At 69.6% G+C, this 25,509-nt stretch carries 23 protein-coding genes and 2 pseudogenes; 12 read left to right on the top strand and 13 right to left on the bottom strand.

Features of this window, described 5'->3' with window-relative positions; translation table 11 throughout:
* A pseudogene (locus tag ASF41_RS26240) lies at positions 1-152 on the top strand (IS630 family transposase); the annotation flags it as partial.
* Positions 153-199: 47 nt separating this feature from the next.
* Positions 200-688 (top strand): hypothetical protein, encoded by a 489-nt coding sequence (locus ASF41_RS16960; RefSeq protein ID WP_056495240.1) that lies wholly within the window; start codon positions 200-202, stop codon positions 686-688.
* Positions 689-955: 267 nt separating this feature from the next.
* On the opposite strand, the gene ASF41_RS16955 is transcribed toward ASF41_RS16960, so the two are convergent.
* The 3 genes and pseudogenes from ASF41_RS16955 to ASF41_RS16945 form a co-directional block, all read right to left on the bottom strand.
* On the bottom strand, positions 956-1,291 hold the full coding sequence (locus ASF41_RS16955) for a hypothetical protein (protein WP_156653353.1): 336 nt from the start codon (positions 1,289-1,291) through the stop codon (positions 956-958).
* Positions 1,292-1,620: 329 nt separating this feature from the next.
* Positions 1,621-2,615: pseudogene (locus ASF41_RS16950) on the bottom strand (SDR family oxidoreductase).
* Between the two features lie 41 nt (positions 2,616-2,656).
* Entirely contained in the window at positions 2,657-4,003 is a 1,347-nt protein-coding gene (locus ASF41_RS16945; RefSeq protein ID WP_056495234.1) for a sorbosone dehydrogenase family protein, read from the bottom strand.
* A gap of 175 nt (positions 4,004-4,178) precedes the next feature.
* Here ASF41_RS16945 and ASF41_RS16940 point away from each other — a divergent pair, with 175 nt between their 5' ends.
* A complete protein-coding gene (locus tag ASF41_RS16940; protein WP_056495231.1) occupies positions 4,179-5,132 on the top strand; it encodes a TAXI family TRAP transporter solute-binding subunit in 954 nt (317 codons plus the stop codon).
* Between the two features lie 63 nt (positions 5,133-5,195).
* Complete coding sequence (locus tag ASF41_RS16935) at positions 5,196-5,708, top strand: SRPBCC family protein (protein ID WP_056276587.1); 513 nt, start codon at positions 5,196-5,198, stop codon at positions 5,706-5,708.
* Between the two features lie 25 nt (positions 5,709-5,733).
* On the opposite strand, the gene ASF41_RS16930 is transcribed toward ASF41_RS16935, so the two are convergent.
* Positions 5,734-7,209 carry a sensor domain-containing diguanylate cyclase gene (locus ASF41_RS16930; RefSeq protein WP_056218173.1) on the bottom strand — a complete coding sequence of 492 codons (1,476 nt, stop codon included), beginning with the start codon at positions 7,207-7,209 and terminating at the stop codon, positions 5,734-5,736.
* Between the two features lie 307 nt (positions 7,210-7,516).
* Here ASF41_RS16930 and ASF41_RS16925 point away from each other — a divergent pair, with 307 nt between their 5' ends.
* Positions 7,517-7,750, top strand: coding sequence for a hypothetical protein (locus tag ASF41_RS16925; protein ID WP_056276577.1), 234 nt, complete (start codon positions 7,517-7,519; stop codon positions 7,748-7,750).
* A gap of 25 nt (positions 7,751-7,775) precedes the next feature.
* Here ASF41_RS16925 and ASF41_RS16920 read toward each other — a convergent pair whose 3' ends face one another.
* Complete coding sequence (locus ASF41_RS16920) at positions 7,776-8,063, bottom strand: MTH1187 family thiamine-binding protein (protein ID WP_056218179.1); 288 nt, start codon at positions 8,061-8,063, stop codon at positions 7,776-7,778.
* A 257-nt stretch (positions 8,064-8,320) separates the two neighbouring features.
* Here ASF41_RS16920 and ASF41_RS16915 point away from each other — a divergent pair, with 257 nt between their 5' ends.
* Complete coding sequence (locus tag ASF41_RS16915; RefSeq protein ID WP_407067298.1) at positions 8,321-8,908, top strand: hypothetical protein; 588 nt, start codon at positions 8,321-8,323, stop codon at positions 8,906-8,908.
* Between the two features lie 82 nt (positions 8,909-8,990).
* Here the strand turns inward: ASF41_RS16915 and lpdA are convergent, their stop codons facing one another.
* From lpdA to gloB, 8 genes are all read right to left on the bottom strand, one after another.
* Entirely contained in the window at positions 8,991-10,391 is a 1,401-nt protein-coding gene (gene lpdA / locus ASF41_RS16910) for a dihydrolipoyl dehydrogenase (protein ID WP_056495228.1), read from the bottom strand.
* Between the two features lie 114 nt (positions 10,392-10,505).
* Positions 10,506-11,810 (bottom strand): 2-oxoglutarate dehydrogenase complex dihydrolipoyllysine-residue succinyltransferase, encoded by a 1,305-nt coding sequence (odhB, locus tag ASF41_RS16905; RefSeq protein ID WP_056218184.1) that lies wholly within the window; start codon positions 11,808-11,810, stop codon positions 10,506-10,508.
* A 95-nt stretch (positions 11,811-11,905) separates the two neighbouring features.
* A complete protein-coding gene (locus tag ASF41_RS16900) occupies positions 11,906-14,878 on the bottom strand; it encodes a 2-oxoglutarate dehydrogenase E1 component (RefSeq protein WP_056218187.1) in 2,973 nt (990 codons plus the stop codon).
* 193 nt (positions 14,879-15,071) lie between these two features.
* A complete protein-coding gene (gene sucD / locus ASF41_RS16895) occupies positions 15,072-15,956 on the bottom strand; it encodes a succinate--CoA ligase subunit alpha (protein ID WP_056495225.1) in 885 nt (294 codons plus the stop codon).
* Between the two features lie 8 nt (positions 15,957-15,964).
* Positions 15,965-17,161 carry an ADP-forming succinate--CoA ligase subunit beta gene (gene sucC, locus ASF41_RS16890; protein WP_056495221.1) on the bottom strand — a complete coding sequence of 399 codons (1,197 nt, stop codon included), beginning with the start codon at positions 17,159-17,161 and terminating at the stop codon, positions 15,965-15,967.
* Positions 17,162-17,268: 107 nt separating this feature from the next.
* Positions 17,269-18,231, bottom strand: a complete 963-nt coding sequence (gene mdh, locus ASF41_RS16885) for a malate dehydrogenase (protein ID WP_056495219.1) — start codon at positions 18,229-18,231, stop codon at positions 17,269-17,271.
* A 273-nt stretch (positions 18,232-18,504) separates the two neighbouring features.
* Positions 18,505-19,248 carry a TetR family transcriptional regulator gene (locus tag ASF41_RS16880; protein ID WP_082487423.1) on the bottom strand — a complete coding sequence of 248 codons (744 nt, stop codon included), beginning with the start codon at positions 19,246-19,248 and terminating at the stop codon, positions 18,505-18,507.
* 146 nt (positions 19,249-19,394) lie between these two features.
* Positions 19,395-20,174: a hydroxyacylglutathione hydrolase gene (gene gloB / locus ASF41_RS16875; RefSeq protein ID WP_056495216.1), complete on the bottom strand. Its 780-nt coding sequence runs from the start codon at positions 20,172-20,174 to the stop codon at positions 19,395-19,397.
* Positions 20,175-20,425: 251 nt separating this feature from the next.
* Here gloB and ASF41_RS16870 point away from each other — a divergent pair, with 251 nt between their 5' ends.
* From ASF41_RS16870 to ASF41_RS16845, 6 genes are all read left to right on the top strand, one after another.
* Positions 20,426-21,160, top strand: coding sequence for a methyltransferase domain-containing protein (locus ASF41_RS16870; protein ID WP_056218206.1), 735 nt, complete (start codon positions 20,426-20,428; stop codon positions 21,158-21,160).
* A 4-nt stretch (positions 21,161-21,164) separates the two neighbouring features.
* The gene (locus ASF41_RS16865; RefSeq protein WP_056495212.1) at positions 21,165-21,854 is read left to right on the top strand and encodes a MarC family protein; all 690 of its coding nucleotides are present in this window, start codon (positions 21,165-21,167) and stop codon (positions 21,852-21,854) included.
* 77 nt (positions 21,855-21,931) lie between these two features.
* Complete coding sequence (gene dapB / locus ASF41_RS16860; RefSeq protein ID WP_056276556.1) at positions 21,932-22,729, top strand: 4-hydroxy-tetrahydrodipicolinate reductase; 798 nt, start codon at positions 21,932-21,934, stop codon at positions 22,727-22,729.
* Between the two features lie 229 nt (positions 22,730-22,958).
* Positions 22,959-23,597, top strand: coding sequence for a 2,3-bisphosphoglycerate-dependent phosphoglycerate mutase (locus tag ASF41_RS16855; RefSeq protein ID WP_056218219.1), 639 nt, complete (start codon positions 22,959-22,961; stop codon positions 23,595-23,597).
* Between the two features lie 11 nt (positions 23,598-23,608).
* Complete coding sequence (locus tag ASF41_RS16850; protein ID WP_056351691.1) at positions 23,609-24,286, top strand: alpha-ketoglutarate-dependent dioxygenase AlkB; 678 nt, start codon at positions 23,609-23,611, stop codon at positions 24,284-24,286.
* A 115-nt stretch (positions 24,287-24,401) separates the two neighbouring features.
* Positions 24,402-25,361, top strand: coding sequence for a hypothetical protein (locus ASF41_RS16845; RefSeq protein ID WP_056351694.1), 960 nt, complete (start codon positions 24,402-24,404; stop codon positions 25,359-25,361).
* Positions 25,362-25,509: the final 148 nt, after the last annotated feature.

The raw sequence follows: 25,509 nt of genomic DNA, 5'->3' as shown, positions 1-25,509 counted from the left end.
GGCAGTTCATGCGGGACAACTGGCTCGGAAACCGGATCTTCCAATCCTACGACGACATCCTCGATCACTGCTGCGATGCCTGGAACAAGATCATCGCCCAACCCTGGCGCCTCATGTCCATCGGATTGCGCCGATGGGCCCATGCGTTCTGATCAGTGAGGGTTGGTATAGGGCGGATGTCCGGCTTCCGGGCAAACCGATGCGGGCCAGCTTCACGATCAACGTCCACCCGGGCCTGCTGATGACGCACGATTGGTGTGGGATCTGCCAGTACAATTCACGACCCAACCCCGGCGAACGCTGGCGGAACCCGCGCTTCGCGATCGGCATGAAGCCTCGGGCTCGGAACTCCAGAGAGGAGGTGTTCTACGTCGATTTGACAACCTTCCCCACGGCCGGGTCTCAGGAGCAAAGCCGCCACGTCGATCTGGGGCCGAAGGCGATCCTCCCCTTGAAACAGGATCGCCCCTACGCCTTCGTCATCGATTTCGTGGATGGGGCCGGCGGCGAGGGCCTGCTGAAGGTGAGGGTCGATGACAGGCTGATCGTCGATTATGCCGGCCCGACCGGCTACGCCAACTTCGCCGGATGCTTCTTCGCCTACGGTCTCTACCGCTCTCCCTGGTGGCCTGGGTGTGAGGGCCTGACCGCGAGCTTCGCGGATGTCGTCGAGGGCACTGCAAGCTGAGGACGCTGGGGCCAAGGTCGTTCAGACCGCGGTTGCCGCGCAGCATCCCATTTCGACTGTCCGCGACGCCCTATCAATCGACGGCGACGGCTCCGGTGCACCGCACCATTTTGGGCTCCGCCTGCCACCAACGGCTGTGCCCGCGCAGTTCGCAGGACCCGCATAATCAAGCACCCCACTGCCGGAGCACCGTCTCTGCGCACCATCGCGCCAAACTCTCCCCGCCCGGTCGAACGGCGAGCCTTCCTCCGCAACCTGCTGGCCGCTTCACGGTTTGGGATTTTTGGTCAAGACGTATGAGCGATTGGACCCTGACATCGTGACCGTCATCTGCTGACCATTGATCAGGCCGATATACTGACGGGCCCCGATCTGAAAGACGACCATCCCGCCCGTCACGTCCTTGATGACCAGCGGACTCCATTCGAAGGGCTTGTCTGGATTGTCGTTCGCTTGAACGGCATCTTGATCGACCCGGATCTGGAGATCCTCTCCCACCCAGTGTCCTTCGAGAAATTTGCGCATGTTGCCCTGGGCGCTGGCCGGGACAAGACCAAGCAAAATTCCTATCGCCACGTTCGGTAAGCATCGGGTGATGTTCACGGCGCACCTCCGGCGCTCGCGTAGCACTCTTCGGATTGCGCCGTCCCCTCAGACGCGGCGCAATCCGCCGTGCGTATCGCAACCATTCTCGACCGTGAACCTCAGCGCGGCAACGTCACGATGCCCGTTGCACACGCCCTGACCGCATCGCCGCCCGGGCCGCCATGAGCACCGTCATGGGCACAAGGCCGGTTGCCCGTAGCGGGTGAGCCATGCGTGGCCGAACGATCCACGCGGATCACAAGAGCGACGCTGTCGCGATCCGGCTCCGAGGCCGACCGGAGGGCGCAGCGGGACGGTCTGCCCGCCCAGACACCCGCTCCTTCTCGTCAGGGGCCGCCGCGCCCGCCGACGGCGCGGAACACCTGGCTGGTGGAGTAGCTCGCCTCGTTGGAGGCGAGCAACACGTAGATGCCGGCAAGTTCGGCCGGCTGACCCGGCCGCCCGATCGGCGTGTCCTTGCCGAAATTCGGCAGCTTCTCCGGTGGCTGCCCGCCGCAGACCTGGAGCGGGGTCCAGAACGGTCCCGGGGCCACCGCATTCACCCGGATGCCGCTCTCCGCGAGTTGCTTGGCGAGGTCCTTCGAGAAGTTCACGATCACCGCCTTGGTGGCCGCGTAGTCGAGCAGGGTCTCGGAAGGCTCGCAGGCGTTGACCGACGCGGTGTTGATGATCGCCGCGCCGGGCCCGCGATGGGCGAGGGCGGCCTTGGTGATCCAGAACATCGCGTAGACGTTGGTCCGGAAGGTCTGGTCGAGCTTCTCGGTGGTGATGTCGAGGATCGAGACCTGGGACTTCTGGTAGACCGTGTTGTTGACGAGGATATCGAGGCCGCCGATTTCGCGCGCCGCGTCCGCCACCAGACGCCGGCAGAAGGCTTCGTCGCGGATGTCGCCCGGCAGCATCACCGCCTTGCGGCCGGCCTGCCGGATGAGCCCCACCCCTCGACCGCATCCGGCTCCTCGGCCGGCAGGTAGTTGATGGCCACGTCCGCGCCCTCGCGGGCATAGGCGATGGCGGCGGTACGGCCGATGCCCGAATCGCCGCCGGTGATCAGCGCCTTGCGGCCGGCGAGGCGCCCGGACCCCGTGTAACTGGTTTCGCCATGGTTCGGGCGCGGCACCATCCGACCCGCCAGCCCCGGCCAGGCCTGCTGCTGCGTCTCGAAGGGGGGCTTCGGATGGCTGCGCGGCGGGTTCGGGGCGGTGTCGGTCTGCGCGACTTGTTCCTGTGCCCCCGCGGAATGTCCCAGAACGGCCACCATGCCGGCGGAGAGGCCGCCCACGAGGGCGCGCCGCGAGGGATCGGTCTTGGTCTCTGTCATCAGGACTTTCGCTGCTCAGCGGGACGGCAGGCTGGAGGCACCTACTGGGTCCGGGTGGAGGCGCTCACCCGCCAGATTGTCTGGCCGACGTCGTCCGAGACCAGCAGGGCGCCGGTCTTGTCGAGGATCACGCCGACGGGGCGTCCCTGGGCCTTCTCGTCGGCGTTGAGGAAGCCGGTCAGCGCGTCGACCGGCTGCCCGCTGGGCTTGCCGTCCTGGAAGGGCACGTAGATCACCTTGTAGCCGCTCTTCGGCCGGCGGTTCCACGAACCGTGCTGGGCGACGAACAGGCCGCTCGTCCAGGCCTCCGGCAGGCGGCTCCCCTGCGAGAACGCGATGCCGAGGGAGGCGGTGTGGGCGCCCACCGCATAGTCTGGCGCGATCGCCTTGGCGACGAGGTCGGGCCTCTGCGGCTCCACGCGCGCATCGACATGGTTGCCCCAGTAGCTGTAGGGCCAGCCGTAGAAGCCGCCCTCCTGCACGGAGGTGACGTAGTCGGGTACGAGGTCGCTGCCGATCTCGTCGCGCTCGTTCACCGCCGTCCAGAGCTTGCCCGTCACCGGCTCGAAGCCGAGGCCGTTGGGGTTGCGCAGGCCGGTGGCGTATTCGCGCATCTGCTTGGTGGGTATCGTGTATTCCCAGATCGCCGCGCGGCCGGTCTCCTTGTCGAGGCCGTTCTCGCCGACATTGCTGTTCGAGCCGACGGTCACGTAGAGCCTCTGCCCGTCGGGGCTGGCGATGACGTTCTTGGTCCAGTGATGGTTGATGCCGGACGGCAGGTCGACGACCTTCTCCGGCGTCGCGGTGATCTCGGTCTGGCCCGCCTGGTAGGGCACTTTCACCAGCGAATCGGCATTGGCGACGTAGAGGTCCGACCCGACCAGCGCCATGCCGAAGGGCGAGTGCAGGTCCTTCAGGAGCACGTGGCGCTCCTCGGCGACGCCGTCGCCGTTCGCGTCCCGTAGGAGGACGATGCGCTCGGGGCTCTTCACGCCGGCGCCGGCCAGACTCTTCACCTTGTCGGCCACCCAATCCGCGACGCCGGTCGAGGGGTCGTCGGTCTGCGACTTGTTGGCCTCGGCCACGAGCACATCCCCGTTGGGCAGGAGGTACATCCAGCGCGGATGGTCGAACCCGTCCGCGTAGGCCGCCACCTGCAGACCATCCGCGGCCTGCGGCTTGGTGCCCTTCTCCCAGCGGGCGACGCGGGCGATGTTCACGGTGGGCATCAGGGTCGGGTTGGGCGCCGGCAGGGTCGGGTTCGCGCCCTGTCCGGCCGAGGCCTCGAGCGTGGCCTGCTCGGGATAGACGACGAAGCGCACGAAGGCCGCGCCGCCGAAGAGAACGACGGCCAGGGCCGCGAGGCCGAGTTTCGATCGGGTCCGCATGGGGATCTCGTCAGCTGGCATGGGGCGCGGGGCCCAGCGGGCCCCGTCTCATCGGAACAAGCGCCCGAGACCGGTTTTGGCTCCCTCGGCGCGGCTGCGGCTCCGGTGCGGCGCCCCCTTGCGCAGGCTCCGTGGCCTCCGCTTGAATGCGGCCCGTGACCCGGCGGATGGACCCATGCTCAGGCGCTCATTCCTCATCGCGGCCACGGCGACGCTGGTCCCGTCCGAGCGGGTGCGATCGGCCGGCACGCCGGGCGGGCTCGTGCTGGCGACGGCGACGCCCGGCGGCTCGTTCCCCGCCTTCGGCCAGGCCCTGGTGGAGGCGCTCCGCACGGTCGATCCCGCCCTGTCCATCGCCCTGCGGCCCTCCAAGGGCTCGGCCGAGAATGTCGGTCTCCTGAAGGGCGGCTCCGTCGATCTCGCCCTGGTCCAGGGCGACTACGCCTATGACGCCCTCAGGGCCGAGCCCGAGGCGGGGCCTCGGATCACCGTGGTCGCACCGGTGAACGCCTCGCCGGGCCTGTTCGTCGTTCCGGCGGCCAGCCCGATCCACGGTGTGCCGGACCTGCGGGGGCGGCGCGTCGTCCTCGGCACCCACGCCTCCGGCCTCACCGTCATGGGCCGGACCGTCCTGACAGGTTCGGGCATCGACCCCGACCACGGCATCGAGCCGATCCTCCTCGACCGGGCCGGCGACGGGGCGGTCATGGTGCAGGATGGGCGCGCCGCGGCGCTCTGGGGGGCGGGGCTCGGGTGGCCGGGCTTCCGGACGCTGGCGGAGGCCCCCGGCGGCGCCCGCTTCTTCGGGCCGGCCCCGGACGCGATCGACCGCATCCTGGCACGCGGGACATCCCTGCGCCGCCGCACCGTTCCGGCCGACGTCTTCGCCGGGCAGCATGCGCCCATCGAGACGGTGGGCTCATGGAGCTTCGTCCTCGCCCGGCCGGGCATCGACGGCGCGCGGGTGGCGCGCTTCGTGGCGGCCCTGGCGCGGAGCCAGGCGAGCCTCGCGCAAAGGGACCCACAGGGCGGCGACAGCGACCCGCGCAACCTGGTCGAGGCCGTGCCCCGGGGCTGGCTGCACCCGGCGAGCGCCGCCTACCTGCGCGACATCGGTGCCCTCCCCTGAGGCGAGGCGCAACCTTCCCGCCCGCCGGCCGGTTGCGCTGAGCGGGCAGGGGGGGGAACGATCATGCGGCAGGCCATCCTGGGAATCGCCCTCACGCTCCTCGCCGGCCCGGCCGGCGCGATCGAGGTCTCCCGCAGCCGCGACATCCCGGCCCCGGCCGCCGCCGTGTGGGCGCTCATCGGCGGCTTCTGCTCCATCGCCCTGTGGCACCCGCAGGTGGTCGCCTGCGACTCCTCCGGGACCCGGGACGACGCCGACCGCGAGGACAACGAGCCCGTCCGCCGCCTCGTCGTCGCCGGAGGCCTCGGCACCCTCGTCGAGGCCGAGACCCGGCGCGACGAAGCGGGGATGAGCTACAGCTACGCCTTCATCGAGGGCCCCCTGCCCGTAGGGGCCTACAACGCCACCCTGCAGGTCCGGCCGAACGGCACCGGCGCGACGGTGGTGTGGAGCGCCACCTTCGACCCGGCCGGCATGGGCGAGGCCGAGGCCCGGGCCGACATCGAGGGCGTCTACGATCAAGGACTCGACGGCATCGCCCGGGAACTCGGCGCCCCGGCGACCAGGCCGCGATAGGTCTCCGCGACCGCCGGGCCCGGGTTCAGCCCGCGGCGAGGCGCAGGCCGGCCTTGTCCCGGCGCCGCACCTGCACCTGGTTGCGCCCGTTCGCCTTGGCCGCGTAGAGCGCCTGGTCCGCCGCCTCGACGAAGGCGGCAGGATCGGCCGCCCGGACCTCGGGGATCTGCGCCAAGCCGAGGCTGACCGTGAGCACCCCGAGGGGGCTGCTCGCATGCGGGATCTTCCAGCCCGCCACGGCCTCGCGGATGCGGTGGGCAACGATCTCCGCCCCGGCCGCGTCGGTCTCGGGCAGGATCACGGCGAATTCCTCACCCCCGATGCGGCAGGCCGTGTCGGAGGCATTGACGATGCTGGCCTCGATGGAGCGCGCGATCAGCCGGAGGGCCTCGTCGCCCCGCTGGTGCCCGTAGCGGTCGTTGTAGCCCTTGAAGTAGTCGGCATCGAGGACGAGGAGCGAGAGGGGCAGCTGGTTGCGGACCGCGCGGCGCCATTCGCGTTCCAGCGCATCGTCGAACCGTCTTCGGTTGGCGAGGCCCGTCAGCGCATCGGTGGTGGCCAGCTTCTCCAGCTGGACGTTGAGGTCGAGGGCCGCCTGCTCCGCCACCCTGCGCTGGTGCAGCTCGCGCCCGAACAGCCAGGTCAGGACGATGGTGGTCGCGCACAGGCTCAGCACCACCGCCCCGAGGACCAGGGCGCGGTGCCACCAATCGGCATAGATCTCCGCCGGCGCCACGGCGATGCTGAGGTGAAGCGGCAGGTCGCCGACCTTGGTGAACACGAAGTCGCGGCTGCCCTCGCCGACCATCGCAGGGCCGGTGAAGCGGCCCTCCGGCGCATCGAAGAACCTCCGGTAGCTGTCCGTGGCCGAGACGCTCCGCCCGATGGTGGCCTCGTCGTAGGGCTCGCGCATGATGATCGTGCCACCCGGACCGTAGAGGGTGACGGTGCCGGCATGATCGGCGCCGACGGCGGCGAACAGCTGACGGAAGTAGTCGAGGTAGATCGAACCGAGGACAACCCCCGCGAAGCTGCCATCCGGGTCCGACAGGCGCCGGCTGATGATGAGGACGCGTTTGCCCGTGAGACGCGAAACCAGGGGCTGGCTGATGTGCAGCTCGTTGCCCGGATGGGCGACGTGGTACTGGAAATATTCGCGGTCGGCGTAGTTCAGAGGCTCGGGGGCGAGGGATTTCGAGCTGATGATGAGCTTCCCGGTTCTGTCGAACACGAGGGTGTGGCCGAAATTCTCGGCCGTGGCGGCGCGATCGAACAGGATCATCTGCCGGAGTTCGGGATCGGCCTGGGCAAGCTCGGGAAGCTTCAGGCCGTCGACGACGGCCCGCAGGGAAAGATCGTAGAGCTCGATGTTCCGGGCGATATCCCGCCCGAGGACCTGCACGAGGCTTCGCGATGTCACCTCCGAGCGCCGGGCCGCATCGAGGCGCATCTGCCAGAGCATGAAGGCCGAGACGGCGCAGAGCCCAATGACAGCAAGCAAGTTGATGGCACTCAGCCATCTGGCCGAATGCGTCCATCGAAATCGCTGCAGCAAGACGGGTCGCTCGGGCATCGTCAGGACCCTGACATCCATCGGTGGTCTGCGGTGAGGCGGTCGGAGCAAGGAGGACGACCGCCGCCAGAGTCCAGTCATCACCGAGGGGCAGTTAATTCTTTCTCCGTTTCTTGCCTCTCCGTACGACAACACACCATCGCCGTCCGGGCGGCCGGCGGATCAAGGGCCTCCCGGCCGCGTTGCCCCGGCATGCGGACCGAACAGGACGGCGCACAGGACGGAAGGACCCCCCATGGCAACCCGGCATCGTCACATCCTGCTCCTGGCCCTCGGGCTGGCGACCCCGGCCTCGGCTCAGACGCCGCCCCCCTCCCCGGCCGCCACCGGGCAGGCGCGCGACGAAGCGGTCTGCGCGGCGCAGGCCGACGAGAACAGGCTCGCCAGCGCCCACCGGGAGACCTTCCTGCGGGAATGCGAGGCGGGCGAGAGGCTCGATCGACCGAAACCGGATCCAGCGAAGCCGTGACGATCCCCGCCGTGGCGGGTCATGGTCAGAGAACAGCCTTCAGCTTGTCCGCCATGGACTGGTCCTTGTCGCGTCGCGACGAGAACGCCATGGTGAAGAAGACCCGCTGCACGCCGATCTCACTCAATCTGGCCTCGCAGGCCTCGATGAGGGCGCAGATATCGCCGAGTTCGCCCTCGATATTGGTCCCGTTGGCATGCATCTCGGCATGGAGGGGACTGGCGTCGATGATCGCCTTGATCTCCTTCACGTAGGGCGAGACCGAGGGGCCGACGCCCATCGGAACGATGCACAGATCCGCCACGACCTTCATGATTCTTCTCCCGGTGCCTGCTGACCCCGTCAGAGGTCGCACGCGCCCCGGCCTGTCAATCACCTCTGGGAGCCGATCGCCTGCACCGCGGAGCCGACGGGCGGATCATCGCGGGTGGAACGGAATCACCACCTTCGCCGTATCTGCCGACCGACGGGACCCCTCCGTGGCCCACGGGGACGATCCATCCGAGACCGGATCATCCCCGCCCCGGGCCGTCGCTGGAGGAGTCTGGGGGGACAGGAGACGATCGAGCCTTGACCGACAGGTTTCGCACCCTCGCCGCAGCGATCGCCGCCTTGCTGCTGTTGACGGCCCGGGAAGCACCGGCCCAGACCACGACGGAGGCACCGGCCGTCGAGGCGGAAGAGGTGCGCCCAGGACCGCCACCGCCCTTGCCGGATCTGGCCGATTCCCACGGACGGGCCGGCGAGCCCCTGAACCAGCCCGGCCCGAACTCCGGCATTCCCAGGGCGCTTCGCGGCTCGGCCGACCGAGCCGGTGGCCCGGCCAACGACCTGACCCCGGTCGACCGACCCGATGAGCCGCCCCTGCCCCAGGCCGATCTCGCGCAGGTTCTGGCGGGCAAGGCCCTGTTCCACGGCAATTATTGTGGGACCGGCCAACGGGGCGAGGGCCTGCCGCCCACCGACGACCTCGATGCCGCCTGCCTGCGCCATGATGCCTGCTTCGACGCGGCCGGGCATCGGTCCTGCGCCTGCAACGTCCGCCTTCAGCGGGACGCGGCCGCCGTCTCCGAGCGGCCGGGCCTCCCGCGGCAGGTTCGGGAGCGCGCCCTCAGCGTGGCCCAGGCCGCCGAGGTGATGGCCTGCCAAGCCCCCTGATCGGCCCCGTGAGGGCGGAGCGATCCAGTCGTGACGCCCTCGACGAAGCGGCGGCCGTCTTCGTCGAGGGACAGCGTAGGGCTCAGATGTGGATCGCGCGCTTTCCGACCGCGAGGGCGGCTTCCTTGACCGCCTCGGTGAGGGTCGGATGGGCGTGGCAGGTGCGGGCGACGTCCTCGGCGGAGGCGCCAAACTCCATCGCCACCGCGACTTCCGCAATCAGGTTGCCGGCATCGGCCCCGACGATGTGGACGCCCAGGACGCGGTCGGTGGTCGCGTCGGCCAGGATCTTCACGAAGCCGTCCGTGGTGTGGTTCACCTTGGCGCGGCCGTTGGCGGTGAAGGGGAACTTGCCGCTGTTGTAGGCGATGCCGTCCTTCTTGAGTTCCTCCTCCGTCTTTCCGACGGACGCGACCTCCGGGTAGGTATAGACCACGTTCGGGATGACGCCGTAGTTCACGTGGCCCGACTGGCCGGCCAACAGCTCGGCCACGGCCACCCCCTCGTCCTCGGCCTTGTGGGCCAGCATCGGGCCGGCGATGACGTCGCCGATGGCGTAGATGCCCGTGACGTTGGTGGCGTAGTGGCTGTCCGTCTCGATGCGGCCCTTGTTGTCGAGGCCGACTCCGACCGTCTCCAGGCCGAGGCCTTCGGTGTAGGGCACCCGGCCGATGGCCACGAGCACCACGTCGGCCTGCAGCGTCTCGGCCTCGCCGCCGGCGGCGGGCTCCACCGTGACGGTGGCAGCTCCGTCCTTGACCGTGACGCCCGTCACCTTGGACGAGAGCTTGAACTGCATACCCTGCTTGCCGAGGATGCGCTGGAACTGCTTGCCGACCTCGCCGTCCATGCCCGGCAGGATCCGATCGAGATACTCGACCACGGTGACCTCGGAGCCGAGGCGGCGCCAGACCGAGCCGAGCTCGAGGCCGATGACGCCGGCCCCGATGATGAGGAGCTTGCCCGGGACCTTCTCCAGGGTGAGCGCGCCGGTGGAGGACACGACGATGGTCTCGTCGATGGTGACACCGGGAAGCTTCGTGACGTCCGAGCCCGTGGCGATGACGACGTTCTTCGTCTCCAGGAGCTGGTTGCCGCCATCCTCGGACAGCACCTCGACGCGGCCCGCACCGGCCAGCCGGGCGGTGCCCCGATAGGCGTCGATACCGTTCTTCTTGAGCAGGAACTCGACGCCCTTGGTGTTGCCGTCGACGCCGTCCTGCTTGAACGTCATCATCTTCGCGAGGTCGAGCTCGGGCGCGCCGACCATGACGCCCATGTCGGCGAAGTGCTTGCCCGCCTCCTCGAACGCTTCCGAGGCGTGCAGCAGGGCTTTCGAGGGAATGCAGCCGACGTTGAGGCAGGTGCCGCCATGGGCGGCCCGCTTCTCCACCACGGCCGTCTTGAGGCCGAGCTGGGCGGCGCGGATGGCGCAGACGTAACCGCCGGGGCCGGTGCCGATGACGACGAGATCGTAGGACATGGGAATCTGACTCGCTGGATTGGGCGGCGGGTCATGCCCCACCATCGATGGACGAAGCGCGCGGAAGCGTCCGGCCGCGCGGGAACGCGGCCGGCGGACGGCAGCTGCCGGGCCTTAGAGGTCGAGCACGAGGCGTGCCGGATCTTCCAGAGCCTCCTTGACGCGCACGAGGAAGGTCACGGCCTCCTTCCCGTCGACGATGCGGTGATCGTAGGACAGGGCGAGGTACATCATCGGCCGCGCCTCGATCTTGCCGGCGCGCACCACGGGGCGCTCCTCGATGCGGTGCATGCCGAGGATGCCGGATTGCGGCGCGTTCAGGATCGGGGTCGACATCAGCGAGCCGTAGATGCCGCCGTTGGTGATCGTGAAGGTGCCGCCCTGCATCTCCTCGATGGAGAGCTTGCCCTCGCGGGCCTTCTTGCCGAAGCCAGCGATCTTCTTCTCGATGCCGGCGATCGACAGGTCGTCGGCGTCGCGCACCACCGGCACCACGAGGCCCTTATCGGTGCCGACCGCGATGCCGATGTGGTAGTAGTTCTTGTAGACGAGGTCCTGCCCGTCGATCTCGGCATTTACCGCCGGCACGTCCTTAAGGGCGCCGATCACCGCCTTGGTGAAGAAGCCCATGAAGCCGAGCTTCGTACCGTGCTTCTTCTCGAAGATGTCCTTGTACTGGCTCCGCATCGCCATCACGGCCGACATGTCGACGTCGTTGAAGGTCGTCAGCATCGCGGCGGTGTCCTGCGCGTCCTTGAGACGGCGGGCGATGGTCTGGCGCAGCTTGGTCATGCGCACGCGCTCCTCGCGCGCCGCGTCGTCGGGCTTCGAAGGCGCCCGCGGGGCGGCGGGCTTGGCCTCCCGCGCGGGGGCCGGGGCCGGAGCGGAGGGAGCCTTCGACGTGGCCTCGAGCATGTCGCCCTTGGTCACGCGACCGTCCTTGCCGCTGCCGTTCAGGGTCGCAGGGTCGATGCCGGACTCGCGGGCCATCTTGGCGACCGCGGGGCCGTGGTCGCCGGACTCGCGGGTGGCCTGGGGCACGGCGTCACCGTGGTTGCCGTAGCCGGCCGACGACTCCTGAGCGGGCGCTTCCGCCGGCTTACTCTCGGTCTTGGTCTCGGCCTTGCTCTCGGATTTGGCTTCGGCCTTCTTCGGCGCCGCGGCCTTGCCGCCGCCGGCCCCGGCCTCGACGATCGAACCGAGGAGCGCGCCGGGCTCCACCGTCTCGCCGTCCTTGGCCAGGATCTCGCCGAGCTGGCCCGCGGCCGGCGCGTTCACCTCGAGGGTGACCTTGTCGGTCTCGAGTTCCACCAGGGGCTCGTCGGCCGCCACGGCGTCGCCCGGCTTCTTGAACCAGCGGCCGATGGTGGCCTCGCTCACGGATTCGCCCAGGGTCGGGACGACGATATCGGTTGCCATGGTTCAGTGTCCGTCCGGAGGGTTTGGGACGCCGCTCGGCGGCGCCCTCGGATCGCGAAACGTGGGGGCGAGTAGCGTGGAGGAGGGGCCGGCGGTTAGACCGCCAGCGCCTCGTTGAGGAAGGCCTGGAGCTGGGCCTGGTGCTTCGAGAGCATGCCCACCGCCGTGGAGGCGGAGGCCGGGCGACCGACGTAGCGCGCGCGCTTCACCGGCGACTGGGCCTGGCCCAGCACCCATTCGAGGTAGGGTTCGACGAAGGCCCAGGAGCCCATGTTCTTCGGCTCCTCCTGGCACCACACCACCTCGGCGTTCCGGAAGCGCCCCATTTCGCCCGCGAGCGCCTTCAGGGGGAACGGGTAGAGCTGCTCGACGCGCATCAGGTACACGTCGTTGACGCCGCGCTTCTCGCGCTCGTCGTAGAGGTCGTAATAGACCTTGCCCGAGCACAGCACGACGCGCCGGACCTTGTCGTCCTTCACGAGCCTGATGCCGTCCTCGTCGCGCTCGGCATCGTCCCAGAGCACGCGGTGGAAGCTCGAGCCGTCCGCCATCGCCTCGATCGGCGAGACCGCCTTCTTGTGCCGCAGGAGCGACTTCGGCGTCATCAGGATCAGAGGCTTGCGGAACTCGCGGTGCAGCTGGCGGCGCAGGATGTGGAAGTAGTTCGAGGGCGTGGTGCAGTTGGCGACCTGCATGTTGTCCTCGGCGCACATCTGCAGGAAGCGCTCCAGGCGGGCGGAGGAGTGCTCCGGGCCCTGGCCCTCGTAGCCGTGCGGCAGCAGCAGGGTCAGGCCCGACATGCGCAGCCACTTGCGCTCGCCCGACGAGATGAACTGGTCGATGACCACCTGGGCGCCGTTGGCGAAGTCGCCGAACTGCGCCTCCCACAGCACCAGGGCGTTGGGCTCGGCCGCGGAGTAGCCGTACTCGAAACCGAGCACCGCCTCCTCGGACAGCATCGAGTTGATGACCTCCAGGCTGGCCTGGCCCTCACGGATCGAGTTCAGCGAGGTGTAGCGCTGCTCGTTCTCCTGGTCGATCACCACCGCGTGGCGCTGCGAGAAGGTGCCGCGCTCCACGTCCTGGCCCGAGAGGCGGACGCGGTGGCCCTCGATGAGGAGCGAGCCGAAGGCCAGGGCCTCGGCGGTCGCCCAATCGATGCCCTGGCCCGATTCCACCGCCTTGGCGCGGTTGTCGAAGAAGCGCTGGATCGTGCGGTGCAGGTGGAAGCCGGGCGGCGGCGTGGTGATGCGCTGGGCGATCTCGCGCAGGGTCTCCACCGGCACGCCGGTCTTGCCGCGGCGCGGATCGTCCACGTCCTCGCGCACGGCCTTGAAGCCGGCCCAGCGACCGTCGAGCCAGTCGGCCTTGTTGGCCTTGTAGTTCGTCGCGACCTCCAGCTCGGCGTCGAGCACGGCGCGGAACTCGGCCTTGCGCGCGTCGAGCTGCTCCTGGCTCACCACGCCCTCGGCGACGAGCTTCTTGCCGTAGGTCTCCAGCGCGGTCGGGTGCTTGCGGATGCGCTGGTACATCTTCGGCTGGGTGAAGGCCGGCTCGTCGCCCTCGTTGTGGCCGAAGCGGCGGTAGCAGAGCATGTCGATGACGACCGGCTTGCCGAACTTCTGGCGATACTCGATCGCGATCTTGGCCGCGAAGGTGACGGCCTCCGGGTCGTCGCCGTTGCAGTGGAAGATGGGCGCCTCGACCATCTTCGCCACGTCGGACGGATAGGGCGAGGAGCGCGAGAAGCGCGGATCGGTGGTGAAGCCGATCTGGTTGTTGATGATGAAGTGGATCGAGCCGCCGGTGCGGTGGCCCTTCAGGCCGGACAGGCCGAGGCACTCGGCCACCACGCCCTGACCCGCGAAGGCCGCGTCGCCGTGGATGAGCAGCGGCACCACGCGGGTGCGCTCCACCGTGGGCTTGGCCCGCTGGTCCTGCTTGGCGCGCACCTTGCCGAGCACGACGGGATCGACGATCTCGAGGTGCGACGGGTTGGCGGTGAGCGAAAGGTGGACGTTGTTGCCGTCGAAGGCGCGGTCCGACGAGGCACCGAGATGGTACTTCACGTCGCCGGAGCCCTCGACCTCGGCCGGGTTGGCCGAGCCGCCCTTGAACTCGTTGAACACCGCCCGGAAGGGCTTGGCCATCACGTTGGTGAGCACGTTGAGGCGACCGCGATGGGCCATGCCCACGACGATCTCCTCGGCGCCGAGGGCGCCGCCCCGCTTGATGATCTGCTCGAGGGCCGGGATCATCGCCTCCGAGCCGTCGAGGCCGAAGCGCTTGGTGCCGGTGTACTTGAGATCGAGGAACTTCTCGAAGCCCTCCGCCTCGATCAGCTTGTTCAGGATCGCGCGACGGCCCTCGGGGGTGAAGGTGATCTCCTTGCCCTTGCCCTCGATGCGCTCCTGGATCCAGGCCTTCTCCTCCGGGTTGGAGATGTGCATGAACTCGACGCCGAGGGTCTGGCAGTAGGTGCGCTCCAGGATCTCGACGATCTCGCGAATGGTCGAGAATTCGAGGCCGAGCACGTTGTCGAGGAAGATCGGACGGTCCCAGTCCTTCTCCTCGAAGCCGTAATGCTGCGGATGCAGCTCCTCGTGGTCGCCGCGGGGGGCGAGGCCGAGAGGATCGAGCTTGGCGTGCAGGTGGCCGCGCATGCGGTAGGCGCGGATCAGCATGATCGCGCGGACCGAATCCTTCGTCGCCTGCTCCACCGAGATCCCGGGGGCGGAGGCGATGACGGCGCCCTTGGTCGGGGCCGACGCGGTGTCGGACTTGGCGCGGATCTTGTCGCCCATCGCCTTCTCGACGGTGGCCCAGTTGCCGTCCAGCGCCGAGACGATCTCGCCATTGGCGTGGATCGGCCAGTTCGGCCGCTCCCACGAGGCGCCGGCCGCGTTCTTCTCCGCAAGCCCCTTGTCCTCGTTCAGGGACCGGAAGAACGTCTGCCACTCCGGATCGACCGCGTTCGGATCACGGGCGTAGGCCGCCTGCAGCTCCTCGATGTAGGCGGCGTTGCCGCCGTAGAGGAACGAGGTTTCGAGCGCGTCCTGGCGTGCCATCGTTCGGGTCATCCTGCCGCTGTGCGGGGTCCTCCGCCGGGAAGGCCCCCTGCCCGACCCCATCCGCGCGGATCGCGGCCGGGATCGGATGTACCGGGAAAGACGCGGGCCCCCTCGGGCTCGCGTCGCTCGTTCGTCAGATGGGGTCGCGGACCTGAACGTCGACCAACGCGAGGCCCGCGTCCCGCGCGTGTCAGCCGCGCAGAACCTCGACGAGGGTGCTGCCGAGGCGCGCCGGCGAAGGCGAGACCCGGATTCCGGCCGCTTCCATCGCGGCGATCTTGTCCTCGGCGCCGCCCTTGCCGCCCGAGATGATGGCGCCCGCGTGACCCATGCGACGGCCCGGAGGCGCCGTGCGGCCGGCGATGAAGCCGACCATGGGCTTCTTGCGGCCGCGCTTGGCCTCGTCGGCCAGGAACTGCGCCGCCTCTTCCTCGGCCGAGCCGCCGATCTCGCCGATCATGACGATCGACTCGGTCTTGTCGTCGGCGAGGAACAGCTCGAGCATGGAGATGAACTCCGTGCCCTTCACCGGGTCGCCGCCGATGCCCACCGCGGTGGTCTGGCCGAGGCCGGCATTCGTGGTCTGGAACACGGCCTCGTAGGTCAGCGTGCCGGAGCGGGAGACGATGCCCACCGAGCCCGGCTTGAAGATGTTGGCCGGCATGATGCCAATCTTGCACTGGCCTGCGGTGACGATGCCGGGGCAGTTCGGGCCGACGAGGCGGGACTTCGAGCCTTCGAGCGCACGCTTGACCCGCACCATGTCGAGCACCGGAATGCCCTCCGTGATGCAGACGATGAGCGGGATCTCCCCCTGGATCGCCTCGCAGATCGCGTCCGCCGCCCCCGGCGGCGGCACGTAGACCACGGATGCGTCGGCGCCCGTGGCATCGCGGGCTTCCGCCACCGTGTCGAAGACCGGCAGGTTGAGGTGCTTGGAGCCGCCCTTCCCCGGGCTGGTGCCACCGACCATCCTGGTGCCGTAGGCGATGGCCTGCTCGGAGTGGAAGGTTCCGTTCTTGCCGGTGAAGCCCTGGCAGAGGACCTTGGTGTTCGCGTCGATCAGGATGGACATGGGGTCTCTCAGCCCTTCTTCACGGCGGCGACGATCTTCTGCGCGGCGTCGTCGAGGTCGTCGGCGGGGATCACGTTCAGTCCGGAATTCCGGATGATCTCCTTGCCCTTCTCGACGTTGGTCCCCTCGAGGCGCACCACCAGGGGCACCTGCAGGCCGACCGCCTTCACCGCCGCGATCACGCCGTTGGCGATCACGTCGCACTTCATGATGCCGCCGAAGATATTGACGAGGATGCCCTTCACCTGGGGATCGGCGGTGATGATCTTGAACGCCGCCGTGACCTTCTCCTCCGAGGCGCCGCCGCCGACATCGAGGAAGTTCGCCGGCTCCTCGCCGTAGAGCTTGATGATGTCGAGGGTCGCCATGGCGAGGCCGGCGCCGTTGACCATGCAGCCGATGGTGCCGTCGAGGGCGATGTAGGCGAGGTCGTACTTCGAGGCCTCGATCTCCTTGGCGTCCTCCTCGGTCTCGTCGCGGAGCGCGACGATGTCGGGGTGGCGGTAGAGGGCGTTCGAGTCGAAGGAGATCTTGGCGTCGAGGCACTTGAGATGGCCGTCGCCGGTGAGCACCAGCGGGTTGATCTCCAGCATGCTCATGTCCTTGGCGGTGAACGCCTGGTAGAGCCGGGTGGTGAGGTCGCCGGCTTCCTTGGCCTGGGCGCCCGTGAGGCCGAGCGTCTTGGCGACGAGGCGGCCGTGATGGGGCATCACGCCCGTGGCGGGATCGACGGAAAAGGTGACGATCTTTTCCGGCGTGTCGTGCGCCACCGTCTCGATGTCCATGCCGCCTTCCGTCGAGACGACGTAGGCGACCCGGCCGGTCTCGCGGTCGACCAGCATCGAGAGGTAGAACTCCGCCTCGATCTGGGCGCCCTCCTCGATGTAGAGCCGGTTGACCTGCTTGCCGGCCTCGCCGGTCTGGATCGTGACCAGGGTCTGACCCAGCATTTCGCAGGCGAACTGCTTGACCTCGTCGAGGGACTTGGTGACGCGCACGCCGCCCTTGGCGCCGGCGGGCGCCCCCTCGAAGGTGCCCTTGCCGCGACCGCCCGCGTGGATCTGCGACTTCACCACCCAGACCGGGCCGCCGAGTTCCTTGGCGGCCGCCTCGGCCTCCTCGGGCTTGAAGATCGGCACGCCGCGCGAGACGGGCAGACCGAATTCCTTCAGCACCGCCTTGGCCTGGTACTCGTGAATGTTCATGGATAAGACCCTCAACGTCATCCCGGGGCCGCAGAGCGGAACCCGGGATCCAGAAACACAGGTTGCGATCCAGCCCGCCGCGTCGGCGGCCCGGAATGACGGTCGAACTAGGCCAGCGCGGGGTTCACGCCCTTGCAGGCCTCGATCAGGGTCTTCACGGCACCGACCGACTTGTCGAACATCGCCTTCTCGTCGCCGTTGAAGTCGACCTCGAGGACGCGCTCGACGCCGTTGGCGCCGATCACGATCGGGACGCCGACATACATGTCGGAGACGCCGTACTCGCCGTTGAGGTAGGCAGCGCAGGGGAGCACGCGGCGCTTGTCGCGCAGGTAGCTCTCGGCCATGGCGATGGCGGAGGCGGCGGGGGCGTAGAAGGCCGAGCCGGTCTTGAGCAGGTTGACGATCTCGCCGCCGCCCTTGCGGGTGCGCTCGACCATGGCGTCGAGCTTCTCCTGGGTGGTCCAGCCGAGCTTGACCAGGTCGGGAAGCGGCACGCCGGCCACCGTGGAGTAGCGCACCAGCGGGACCATGTCGTCGCCGTGGCCGCCGAGCACGAAGGCGGTGACGTCCTCCACCGAGACCTTGAACTCGGCGGCCAGGAAGTGGCGGAAGCGGGCGGAATCGAGCACGCCGGCCATGCCGACCACCTTGTGGGTGGGAAGGCCGGAGAATTTCTGCAGGGCCCAGACCATCGCGTCGAGGGGGTTGGTGATGCAGATGACGAAGGCGTCTGGCGCGTGCTGCTTGATGCCGGTGCCGACGGCCTCCATGACCTTCAGGTTGATCCCGATCAGGTCGTCGCGGCTCATGCCGGGCTTGCGCGGCACGCCGGCGGTGACGATCACCACGTCTGCGCCGGCGATCGCCGCATAGTCGCTGGCCCCCGTGTAGGTCGCGTCGAAGCCGTCGACGGGCGCGGATTCCGCGATGTCGAGACCTTTGCCCTGCGGGACGCCGTCGGCGATGTCGAACAGCACGACGTCGCCGAGTTCCTTCAGGCCGGCGAGGTGCGCGAGGGTTCCACCGATCTGTCCAGCGCCGATGAGCGCGATCTTGCTGCGTGCCATGGGGGAAACGAACCTCCGGTCCTTGCGTGGCGGTCGCGGCGCTGGGAGGCTTGAAAACCACCGGCGCGTTGCTGCGGCGGTGTGTGGCCGAAAAGGCCCAGGGCTTCAACCGAGGCACGAACGTCAAAGCAGGGTTCGGGCCAAGGCGGGGGCGCCTTCGCATCGGCGAGGGCGAGAAAAAGCGTAAGCGCGCTAAGGAATTAGACGAACGGAGAGCGATCCTGCCCGGCAGCGCGCCTCAAGTGACAGACGAAAAATTCTGTCACTTGAGGCCTAGAGCGTGCCGGTCCGCAGCACCTTCTGGATCGCGAGAATCACGGCGCCGAGGCGGGCTTCCACGAGGTCGCGCGGCAGGTCGGCATCGTGCTGAATCGCCAGCGGATGGGTGAAGCGGTAGCTGGCGTCGAAGATGTGGGCGATGGCCCGCTCGCGGTCGCGGGCGATGAAGGCGCCGGCCCCGATCCCTTCCTCGACAACCCGCTCGACCAGGCTGCGCAGCCGGACTCGGTGACGCCGGGCGATGGGCCGGGCGCCCACGGTGGCATCGAGATGGACGGCGAAGAGATTCGGCTCGTGAACCAGGGTCTCGCGCTGGACGCTGGCCAGGGCGGTGAGCAGGCGTTCGATCTTGTCGTCGGCCGGGTCCGGCGCATCGGCGATGCGGGCGAGTTCCGCCTCGACGTCGCGCAGCCAGCGCCCCGCCACGGCATCGAGGAGCGCGTCCTTCGACGGGAAGTAGCGGTAGACGTTGGCATGCGTCATGCCCGCTTCGGCGGCGACGGCCACCACGGTGACCCGCTTGGGACCGAGGCGCCGCAGGTGCTCCGTGGCGACGGCGAGCAGCCGCGCATCGACGGCCAGGGGAGCCGCAGCCCGCGGTGCCGGACGCGCGACGCGCGGCACCGTGATGCGGACGGCGCCCTCCGGGGCTTTCCGGTCGTCCGAAGGTTCGCTTCCCCGGCTCTCGCCAAGGTCGATCTCGTGCCCGAAGGCGAAGGGCGGGCCGGGCGGCTGCATCAAATCGGACACCGGGGCTCGTAGATGGACAGGACGGACCCTCCTGGGCGGAGCCGCTTCGCGAGAAGCGGATTTTCCACCCGGATCGTCCAACGAGGCCAAGATCAATGACAGCACCAGCCCCGCTGTAACGCCCCTTTAACGACTCAGAACCGGTTCTTCCAGGCCCTCAGTGCGGCAAAGACAACCGACGGGTGGGTGCCGGGGGCCAGATCCACGCTTTGAGCGAGACTCGGCTCGCCGGCGCGCAGGAACGGATTGGTCGCGCGCTCGGCCCCCAGGGTGGTGGGAATCAGGAAGCGGCCCTCCGCCTTGGCACGCTCGGCCTCGGCGGCCCGGACGGCGAGGGCGGCGTTGCCGGGCTCGGCCGCCAGCGCGAAGCGGGCATTGGAGAGCACGTAGTCGTGGCCGCTGTAGACCTGCGTCTCGTCGGGCAGCGGCAGGAAGCGCTCCAGGGAGCGCCACAGGGTGGCGGGCTCCGCCTCCATCACCCGGCCGCAGCCGAGGGTGAACAGGGTGTCGCCGGCAAAGACCGCGCCCGCTTCCTCGAACCAGTAGGTGACATGGTCGGCGCAGTGCCCCGGCGTCTCCCAGACCCGCGCCGTGAGGTCGCCGACCCGGACCACGTCGCCCTCCGCGACCGTGGCGTCGACCTCCGGCACGGCGTCACCGGCCTTCAGGGGCGCCGTCACCCGCGCGCCGGTGCGGCGCTTCACCTCCGGGATGCCCTCCACGTGGTCGGCGTGCCGATGCGTGACGAGGATGTCGGTGAGGGTCCAGCCGGTCTCGTCGAGGGCCGCCAGCACGGGGCCGGCCTCGGGCACGTCGATGGCGGCGCAGGCGCCGGTGGCGGGATCGCGGATCAGGACCCCGATATTGTCGCTGCGGCACAGGAAGGTGCGGATCTCGGGCTTCGGGGCGGTCATGGGGCTTCCTTCCGGACGGGGAATGGCCGCGCCGGGGCGGCGCGCGGCGGACCATCAGCGGTGCGGCACACGAAGATGGGTGCGGGCGGAGACAGGTCCAGGGGCCGTTTCCCCCGGCCTTCCCGGGCCTTCCGCCGATCCGGGCTTGTCGGGCCGGGCGTCGGCCCCCATTGATGCGGGTGAGCCTTTCTCGTCGCGCGTCTCCGAGCCGACCCCGACCCGAGCCGCGCGATCGTACCGAAACCCGAGCCATGCGCCTCGACGTCACCGATCTGCGCGCCTTCTATGCGAGCCCCCTCGGGGGGGTGACGCACCGCATCGTGGCGCGCGCGATCCACGGTTTCCTCGGCTCGGTCTCCGGCCTGCGGGTCCTCGGGCTCGGCTACGCCACGCCCTATCTCGGCCCCGTCCACGTCATCGCCGAACGGACGCTGGCCTTCATGCCGGCGACGCAGGGGGTGGTGAACTGGCCCGGCAGCGGCCGCTCCTGCTCGGCGCTGGCCGACCCGACCATGATGCCCCTGCCGGAGGCGGCCGTGGACCGGGTGATCCTCGTCCATGCGCTGGAATCCGTCGAGAGCCCGACCGAACTCCTGCAGGACGTCTGGCGGGTGCTGACGCCGGGCGGGCGCATGATCCTGGTGGTGCCGAACCGCCGGGGCGTCTGGGCCCGGCGCGACGCGACCCCCTTCGGGCATGGCCAGCCCTACAGCCGCTCGCAACTCGCCCGGCTGATGCGCACCACCCAGTTCTCCCCCGAGGGCTGGGCCGAGACCCTCTACATGCCCCCGGTGGAGAACCGCCTGCTGCTGCGCACGGCCGGGGCCTGGGAACGGATGGGCACGAGCCTGTCGCTGCCCTTCGCCGGGCTGCACGTGGTCGACGCCACCAAGCAGCTCTACCGCCCCGTCGCCGTGCGCCGGGTGCGCAAGGTGGCCCGCCTCGCACCGGCCCGCGTGCTGGTGCCCGCCCCCTCACCGGGCTGAGCGGATGCTGAGTCTGATTGCGCCCGAGGCGGCGCTGCAGAGCTTCGTGCTCGCCTTCTCCTCGCTGTTCTCCATCGTGAACCCGGTCGGCTCGTCGCTGATCTTCGCGCAGGTGACCGCCCTGAACTCCCATGCCGAGCGCCTGGAGCTCGCCAGGCGCATCGGCTTCTACGCCGCCCTGATCATGCTCTCGACGCTCTGGGCCGGTGCGCCGATCCTGAACTTCTTCGGCGTCTCCCTGGCCGCTCTGCGCATCGCCGGGGGCCTCGTGGTGGCGGCCTCGGCCTGGACCCTGCTGACGGCGCCCGAGGCGCGGGAGGCACGCAAGCAGGCGGAGGCGACCCGGGAACCGGCCGGGAACTTGGCCGAGATCGCGTTCTTTCCCCTGACCCTGCCCTTCACCACCGGACCCGGCACCATCGCGGTGGCGATCGCGCTGGGCTCCAACCGCCCGGCACCGGGCCCCGACCGGATCGGCTTCTACGTGGGCATGTCCCTGGCAGCGCTGGCCATCGCCGTGCTCGTGCGCTTCACCTACGGCTCGGCCGACCGGGTGGTGACCTGGATCGGCCCCGTCGGCGCGCGGGTGCTCGGGCGCCTCTTCGCCTTCCTGCTCCTCTGCGTCGGCACCCAGATCACCGTGAACGGCGTCACGGACGTGCTCGGTCCCCTGCTGGCGCAGGCGGGGCGCTGATCCTTGTCGGGTCCGGCCGGAGGCTGTACCGCAACGCGGACGCGCCCGTTGGCGACACGCTCTGGAGGCTGAGGACGATGCGGCTCGTGGTGGTCGGCGCCGACGGGCGCATGGGGCGGATGCTGATCCGCGCGGTGGCGGAGACCGAGGGCTGCACCCTGTCGGGCGCCATCGAGCGCGCGGGCTCCCCCGCGCTGGGGCAGGATGCCGGCACGCTCGCGGGCTTGGCGCCCCTCGGCGTCGCGGTGACGGACGATCCGCTGCCGATCTTCGCGGCGGCCGAGGGCGTCCTCGACTTCACGGCGCCCGCCGCCACCACCTTCTTCGCCGAGCTCGCCGCGCAGGCCCGCATCGTCCACGTGGTCGGCACCACGGGCCTGCAGGAGGCCGATCTCGCCAAGCTCGCGGCGGCCGCCCACCATGCCCGCATCGTGCGCTCGGGCAACATGTCCCTCGGGGTCAACCTCGTCGCCGGCCTCGTGCGCCGGATGGCGGCGGCCCTCGGGGAGGATTTCGACATCGAGATCGTCGAGATGCACCACCGCATGAAGGTCGACGCCCCCTCCGGCACCGCCCTCCTCCTCGGGGAGGCCGCGGCGGAGGGGCGTGGGGTCGCGCTCGCCGACACCCGGGTCTCCACCCGCGACGGACACACCGGCCCGCGCAGGCCCGGCGACATCGGCTTCGCCACCCTGCGCGGCGGCACGGTGGTGGGCGACCACAGCGTGGTCTTCGCCGGCCCGGGCGAGCGGATCACCGTCGGCCACCACGCCGAGGACCGGGCGATCTTCGCCCGCGGCGCCGTGCGGGCCGCGCTCTGGGCCTTCGCCAAGCCGCCCGGCCTCTACGGGATGGACGACGTCCTCGGGCTTTAGGAGACCTTCGGGCTTCAGAGACACGCGGACTTCAGGACGGTCTCCCGGTGTCAGACGTCTCCGGGCTTTCCGACGGAGCCCACACCCGGCGGAGACGTTTCGTCATCTGCCGTTCAGACTCACGCGCGCATGAGCCGCCCGATGCGCGCTCGCTGCGCTGCAACATCGCCCTTTGCCCGTGCCTCCGCCGAGGCCGTGCCCTCTCAAAGACCAAGAGGATCATCGCCCGATGGATCGCCTTCTCGTCCTCGCTCGCCATGGCCAGAGCGAATGGAACCTCAAGAAGCTGTTCACGGGCTGGCGTGATCCCGAGCTGACGGATCTCGGCGTCGAGGAAGCCCGCAATGCCGGGCGCTGGCTCAAGGAGCAGGGCTACGGCTTCGACGTGGCCTTCACCTCCAACCTGAAGCGCGCCCAGCGCACCTGCGCGCTGATCCTGGAGGAGATGGACCTCGAGGGGGTCGAGACGATCCGCAACGAGGCGCTGAACGAGCGCGATTACGGGGACCTCTCCGGTCTCAACAAGGACGACGCCCGCGAGCGCTGGGGCGACGCCCAGGTCCACCAGTGGCGCCGGTCCTACGACGTGCCGCCGCCCGGCGGCGAGAGCCTGAAGGACACCGCCGCGCGCGTCCTGCCCTACTACATCCAGTTCATCCTGCCCCGCGTCATGGCGGGCGAGCGCGTGCTGGTGGCGGCCCACGGCAACTCCCTGCGCGCCCTGGTGATGGTGCTCGACGGCATGACCACGAAGACCATCGCCAGCCTCGAGATCGCCACCGGCATCCCGCTCGTCTACCAGCTCAAGGCCGACACCACGGTGGAGAGCAAGACGGTGCTGGAGCACGACATCGACCACAAGGTCTGACCGCGGCACCGATGGCGTCCCGTGATCCGGCCGGGATCGTCCTCGTTCCCGGCCTGCTCCATTGGCCGGGCTACCTCGACGCGGCGGCGCAGGCGCGCCTCGCCGCCGAACTCGCGACGGCGCTGCGGGTCGCCCCGCCCTACACGCCGCGGATGCCCCGCACCGACCGGCCCTTCTCGGTGCGGATGTCGAATTGCGGCCCCCTCGGCTGGGTCTCCGACCGGGCGGGCTACCGCTACCAGCCGCGCCATCCCGTGACGGAGACCCCCTGGCCGGACATCCCGCCCACGGCGCGGGCCGCCTGGGACGCCCTGTCGGGGTATGGCGCTCCGCCCGAGGCCTGCCTCGTCAATCTGTACGAGGCCGACGCCCGCATGGGCCTGCACCAGGACCGGGACGAGGACGCCCTCGACGCGCCCGTCCTCTCGCTCTCGCTGGGTGCCACCGCCCTGTTCCGCTACGGCGGCCTCCGGCGGTCGGACCCGACCCGCTCGGTGCGCCTCCGGGCCGGTGACGCGCTCGTGATCGGCGGGCCCGCACGGCTGATCCATCACGGAATCGACCGCCTCGTCGCGGAGGCCCCGGACCTGCTCCAGGGCACCGCCCCCGGACCGCTACCGGATTTCCTCATGCCGGGCGGACGCTGCAACCTGACCCTGCGACGCGTGACGCGGCCCTCGGGCGCTTGACAGCGGCGGGGTGTTGAGTCGACCCATCGGGTCAGCCTCAGCGCCGGCTGCCCCGCAAGGGGCGACCCGGCAGACCTGCCCGGTGCGAACCGGGGCCTTGCGGAGAATCGATTCGATGCGTCTGCGTAACCTCGTTCGTCCGGTTTCCCTCTTGGTCCTCGCCCTGGGGCTGGCCGCGCCGGCGCTGGCGGCGGATCCGGTCTTCCCGCCGAGTTCGCGCTTCGGCTTCGATCCGCCCTCCGACATGGTCTCCTCCAAGCGCTTCTCGGGCCTGGAGCGGCTGGAGGGCGGCGCGACGGTCTCGGTGGTGGAGTTGCCGGCCAACGCCTTCGCCGACCTCGAAACCAACTTCACCGACGCCAACCTGAAGGCCCAGGGCTTCATCGTCAGCAGCCGGCAGGCCATCAAGGTGGCGGGCGACGTCGACGCGGTGCTGTTCACGGGTGAGCAGCCGGCGGTGGAATCGGCCGGGACCCCGGCGATCAAGAAGTGGATGCTCCTCGTCGGCGATCCGACCGTGACCGGCATCATCATCGCGCAGGCGACGCCCGATGCCGAGACCGAGGAGACCATGAAGCGGCTGCTGACCGGCATCCACATCCGGCCGGCGCTGACCCTGGAGCAGCAGGTCGCCGCCCTGCCCTTCCGCATCGGCAACGACGCCGGCTTCCGTCCGGTGCGCGTGCTCGCCGGCAATTCGGTGCTGCTGACGCAGGGCACGAAGGACGAGATGCTCGGCCTTGAGCAGCCGATCCTGGTTCTGGCCCAGGCGGTGCAGCCGCCGCCGGCCACCGAACAGCGCGACGCCTTCGCGCGCGCCGCGCTCTACTCGAACCAGACGATGAAGGACTTCGTGATCGAGCGGGCCCAGAGCTACCGCCAGAACGGGGTCGACTGGCACGAGATCGTGGCGCGTGCGGTGGACACGGCGTCCGGCACGCCGGTGGTCATCTCGCAGACGATCCGCTTCGCGCCGGACGGCTACCTGCGCGCCGTCGGCGTCGTGAAGGCCGAGAAGCGCGAGGGTGTGCTGGCGAAGTTCCGCGAGGTCGTGGACAGCGTGCAGCTGCGGTAGGGGCGACCGTTCGACCCGGTCGCAGGGTCCTTCTCCCCTCCGCGGGAGAAGGTGGCCCGCGAGGCGGGTCGGATGAGGGGAGCGACGGTGCCGGCGAGGGTTTCCCCTCTCCCGCCTACTGCGCAGGCCCCCTCCCCCGCAGAGGGGG

Origin of the sequence: Methylobacterium sp. Leaf111 (genome assembly GCF_001423285.1) — a bacterium.
Taxonomy (GTDB): Bacteria; Pseudomonadota; Alphaproteobacteria; order Rhizobiales; family Beijerinckiaceae; genus Methylobacterium.
Note: the sequence above shows the minus strand (reverse complement) of the source record. Positions and strands in the feature narration are given on the sequence as shown.